This is a genomic window from Chitinophaga sp. (assembly GCF_035538455.1).
Classification (GTDB): Bacteria; Bacteroidota; Bacteroidia; order Chitinophagales; family Chitinophagaceae; genus Chitinophaga.
Map to the genome: position 1 here is coordinate 1 of NZ_DATLKJ010000256.1, position 4,179 is coordinate 4,179.

Here is a 4,179-nt window from a genome sequence, read left to right on the forward strand (position 1 = left end):
TCTCTTTTACTTTCTCCAGCACTTTGACAAAATAATCAACGGGGGCACTTTCAGGTACCGACAACACTTCCTGCGCCAGCTTTTCTTTCAGCTTATCAGCAAGATCGGCAGAGCCTCCCGCCAGCAATAGGAGTTGGGTCGCAACTGTTGCTACAGGAGTTGCTTTTTTATCCTCCCAGCTATTACTAAACAAACAAGCCGTTTTATCCGGTATCAACTGTTTTGTGGTTAGTACTCCATCAGGTGGTAGCAGTATTAATTCTTTAAACCCAAGCAGCACTTCACCATGCGCATTTAAAAGGTCAATATCATAGGCGACAACGCCACCGTTATTTTTACCAGATCCGCACACCCTGGCATAACACCAGATAACATCTGGAAGCTCCCGGTAAATATTTACTTCCCGCACACAGTAAGGCAATACCAGCGTGTGATCTTCTTTCGCAAAACCGGGTCCGGCACAAGTTTGTAATGCACTATCCAATACACCCGGACTCAGCTCATAAGCTTTATCTTTAGGCAATTTTATACACGATAACGATGCTGTTTCGCTGTAATAAATACTGGTTATCCCTCTAAAACTACTACCATAATCCAGTCCCTTTATCCTGAATAAATCATAACATGCCGGCCCGTCCTTTTCACAAGGTAATTGTTGACGGATGGAAGCCAGATCATAATTTCCGGGGATCGTCTGCGATGCTGTACTTAACTTCCCCTCACAATGAACGTTTATGCCGGCTTCATTCTGCGTATAAATTTCACAACCAATATCTTCGCCCACCGGATAAAGACGAGTATGTACTTTCTGAGGGGTACCATTCACGCGAACAGGACGCCGCCAGCTCACATCCTTCAACTGAGTAATTTTTTTCTTTGTCACCAGCGCACCGGCAGCCCTTGCCAATTCTAAATAAGCGGCGCCAGGGAGCACGTTCTCACCACGTACTTTATGATCTGCTAAAAAAGATTCCTTACCAGTATAGATACTCGTAAATAACTGTTCTTTCATTGTCCTTTTATTTACAATTTGTATTCGGCTTTGTGCAAAAGAGGATGTATGGTTTCATCTTCCAGAAAATGTAATAGCGGATGTAAGACATCATGCTCATTTCTCCTCATCTGCCTTTCATCATCATCAGGGGCCCAACATCTTTCCCTCGCAAACGGATAGGTGGGTAAACTGATTTTATCAGGTCTATCTTCCTCGTAAAGTAAAGTCCAGTCAATACGCTCACCGTTTATCCATAACTGCGCCAGCGACTCTACCGCTTTTTCCTTTATCATCTTTTTTATATAATCCTTGTCTTCACTTTCTCCCAACAAAAGGCCACGCTTGTCCTTTCTGACATTCCCTATGAACACCTCACCATTTTCTCCGCATAAATAACTGGCCAGTTTATCCGAAATCGTACTTATATCTTCCGCAATAAATGCCAGGCGTTCCTCCATTGCTTCTCTTCCTGTTTGTAGTGTATAGGCAATATCACGCAGATTTGTACCGGGGTTGACCGCTATGTAATCCTTCAGGTTTTGAGCCTGTTCTTTCAGCCGGTCTGTATCCTGTGCAGACAATAAAATAACGACAGTCAAGGAACCAGTATAGGTTGCTTTCGGGTTACAGTATTCTTCAATAATAATGTGGGCATTACTTCCGCCTGCGCCAAAGCTACTGATACCGGCCAACCTGGGGCGGCTATCAACAGCTATCCATTCCTCCAGCTCCCGTTGTACCCTAAATGGGGTATCAGCAAAATTGATATACGGATTAAGCACAGTGGCATGTAGTGACGGTACGAGTTGCTTATGCTTTAGTTGCAGTAATACCTTGGTAAGTCCTGATATACCAGCTGCAGATTCGCAATGACCTATGTTCGATTTTACAGAACCAATACTACAATACTGTTTGCCATCTGCCTCAAATGCTTGAGTTAACCCCGCTATCTCTATCGGATCACCCAAACTGGTACCAGTGCCATGAGCCTCTATATAACTGAAATCTGTCGCCCTTACACCAGCTTTCTCAATAGCTTCCTTTATGACGGCCGATTGTGCTTTAGGATTGGGAACGGTATATCCCCCGGTACTCCCGCCATGATTAATAGCGGAGCCTTTAATAACGCCGTAGATACGATCCCCATCTGCAATTGCCTTGCTTAATGATTTCAGCAACACTGCACCAACCCCTTCGCCAGGCACGTATCCATCCCCTCCTTTACCAAAACTCTCACACCTCCCTTTATCCGATACAAATCCTGCCTGGCTAAGCACTAAATATTTATTGGGGTGTACGCTCACATTTACGCCACCGGCTATAGCCATATCTGTATCCCCAGCCTGAATATCCCTGCATGCCAGGTGTATTGCAGTTAATGAAGAAGAGCACATAGTGTCTACCGTCATGCAGGGTCCATGGAAATTGAAGAAATAAGATATGCGGTTGGCAATACTGGCAGGGCTACCCCATAAAGCCAGAGGATTTCCTTTCATGGTTTGCTCGGCACCAAACAGTTGATACTCCTCATACATTACGCCGGCGTATACGCCCACCCTGCCACCTAGTCCGGATTTACCGCCATATGTCCCTTGCAGCATTTCTCTCGTATAACCGGCGTCTTCTATTGTTTCCCAAACGGTCTGCAAAAACAGTCGTTCCTGTGGATCCATCAATTCCGCTTCTCTTGGGGAGATATTAAAAAACAAAGGATCAAACTGATCTACGCCATCTATGAAACCACCCCATTTACTATAACTCTTACCATCTTTACCTTTTTCTTTAATATAGAAATTGTCAATACTCCATCTGTCCTTCGGTATTTCTGTGATACAGTCTTTCCCCGCTTTTAAATTCTCCCAGAACTCATGGATATTCCTTGCTCCAGGATACCTGCCGCCTAAGCCGATGATTGCAATATCTCCCGTCACTGGCAGCATTGTTGACGCTGGCATGGTAACAAAACGTCGCTCAGGCTGTTGCACGGAATTACTTTCCGCTAAGTCAGGTATGTTTATCCTTTCCGGACGATTAGTCAGTTCCCTGATCTTATGATTGTGTTTCTCTATAAAATAGGTCGCTAATTCACCAATAGTTTGGTACTCAAAAAACAAGGTTTTGGGTAGCCTGCCGAATACATCTTCCAAACTGTTTGTCAACCCGATTATTAATACCGAATCAACACCATACTTTCCAAAAGGAACATCTGGTTCAAATCTATCTTCAGGTAACTTTAATTCGCGCGCCAGTAATTTCCGTATGTAGCTCAGAGATGCTGCCTGCAGTACATCCTTTCCGGTTTCATTCAATGCGAACACTGACGATGTATATCTTTCTTCCTTACATGCCGTAACAAACAGATTTGCCATTGTGCTGTCTTTTCCATAAACGACTATGCCCTGTCCTGATACGGACCCCAGTAATGCTTCAAAAGCACAGATACCCTCAGCTGTAGGCAGCGGCAACATCCCCCATTGTCGTTCAAGATACGCTTCACTTTCCGCCGTAATATGCATACCGCCTGCTCTCCACAATGGCCAGTTAATACTCAATGTTTTACCATATCGCTTTCCTTTCATTTGTTCCTCCCGGCGATAATGTGCGTAGTTATCCAACCATGCATTGGCAGACGCATAATCGGCTTGTCCGGCGTTGCCTAATACTCCTGCTACAGAAGAAAATAATATCATAAAATCAAGAGGATCATTCTTTGTTGCTTCATCAAGAAGCTTAGCACCCGCTATTTTGGGTAGCAGGACTTCCATTATTTCCTCTTCTGTTTTATTGATGATAAAGCTATCCCGGATTACGCCCGCGCTATGGATAATGCCATCCAGCTTTCCATAACGTGTTTTAATGGTAGCTATCAGGTTGGTTACTTCCTCAGGATTGCTTACATCGCATTGGAAATACGCCATATTGGGTATTGCGGCTAATCCTTCTTCTTTTTCCTTCGTCAACGTACTTCTCCCGGTGAGGATCAAATGTGTGTCCGGGGTTTGGCTGATATAACCGGCAAAGATCCTTCCTAATCCGCCGGCGCCACCCGTTATCAGATATACGCCTCCTTCTTTAACACGGAGATCCTCCCTGGCATCTTGTAGAGTTATCGCCTCTACTTTTTTTATCATTCTTTTTCCTTCCTGGTAGCGGACCTCTGTATCACGGGTATATTGTTCTGCTCC

General features: G+C 44.5%; 2 protein-coding genes. Both read right to left on the minus strand.

What is annotated here, in order from left to right:
- The coding region (locus VM802_RS29665; RefSeq protein ID WP_325537670.1) for a polyketide synthase dehydratase domain-containing protein at positions 1-1,012 on the minus strand (1,012 nt) is incomplete at its 3' end.
- An 11-nt stretch (positions 1,013-1,023) separates the two neighbouring features.
- Positions 1,024-4,179, minus strand: a 3,156-nt coding sequence (locus VM802_RS29670) for an SDR family NAD(P)-dependent oxidoreductase (RefSeq protein WP_325537672.1), incomplete at its 5' end; no start/stop codon positions are given.